General features: G+C 48.2%; 7 tRNA genes. All 7 read right to left on the minus strand.

Annotated elements, in window-relative coordinates:
* Positions 1-122 precede the first annotated feature (122 nt).
* Positions 123-207 (minus strand) — tRNA-Leu (locus tag FD28_RS10375).
* Between the two features lie 32 nt (positions 208-239).
* A tRNA-Cys gene (locus FD28_RS10380) sits at positions 240-310 on the minus strand.
* A 59-nt stretch (positions 311-369) separates the two neighbouring features.
* A tRNA-His gene (locus FD28_RS10385) sits at positions 370-442 on the minus strand.
* A 14-nt stretch (positions 443-456) separates the two neighbouring features.
* Positions 457-527: transfer RNA gene (locus tag FD28_RS10390), tRNA-Trp, on the minus strand.
* Positions 528-534: 7 nt separating this feature from the next.
* A tRNA-Tyr gene (locus tag FD28_RS10395) sits at positions 535-617 on the minus strand.
* Positions 618-622: 5 nt separating this feature from the next.
* Positions 623-695 (minus strand) — tRNA-Phe (locus FD28_RS10400).
* A gap of 52 nt (positions 696-747) precedes the next feature.
* Positions 748-822: transfer RNA gene (locus FD28_RS10405), tRNA-Asp, on the minus strand.
* Between the last annotated feature and the right edge of the window lie 73 nt (positions 823-895).

Raw genomic sequence — 895 nt, forward strand, 5'->3', positions numbered from 1 at the left:
CGCGATGCGATTAGACAACCTACAATAGATTACCAACAACAGTTGACAAAGAGCCATAAAAAAACGACAAACGTCAATAACGTTTGTCGTACTTTTATGAAAACCGAACATGTTCTTTGTGATACCGGAGGTGGGGTTCGAACCCACACGACCTCAACGGTCACTGGATTTTGAGTCCAGCGCGTCTGCCAGTTCCGCCACTCCGGCAAAAAAATATTGATTGGATACACCCAAGTCAAAGGTGGTAATCGGATTCGAACCGACGATGAAGGTTTTGCAGACCTCTGCCTTACCACTTGGCTATACCACCATAATCGCCTATCCAATCTGACTGGACCAGCTGAAATAAATCAAGATGCCCCAATCTAGGGCGGTATGTGGGAATCGAACCCACGCGTGCCGGAACCACAATCCGGTGTGTTAACCCCTTCACCAATACCGCCATCACATTACAAACAGGGATAGTAGGAGTTGAACCCACATCGACGGTTTTGGAGACCGTTGTTCTACCATTGAACTATATCCCTATAATGATGGTGGGGAGTGGATTCGAACCACCGAACCCGAAGGAGCGGATTTACAGTCCGCCGCGTTTAGCCAGACTTCGCTACCCCACCATAAATGGCGCGGGACGGAATCGAACCGCCGACACATGGAGCTTCAATCCATTGCTCTACCAACTGAGCTACCGAGCCATACCATCATGTAATATGTTTGTTGTGTATTAAATTGTTAATAACATAACAACGGTCCGTACGAGACTCGAACTCGTGATCTCCTCCGTGACAGGGAGGCGTCCTAAACCAACTAGACCAACGGACCATAATGTATTATGTTATATGGAGGATACAGGGCTCGAACCTGTGACCCTCTGCTTGTAAGGCAGACGCTCTCC

Origin of the sequence: Levilactobacillus hammesii DSM 16381 (assembly GCF_001434395.1) — a bacterium.
Classification (GTDB): Bacteria; Bacillota; Bacilli; order Lactobacillales; family Lactobacillaceae; genus Levilactobacillus; species Levilactobacillus hammesii.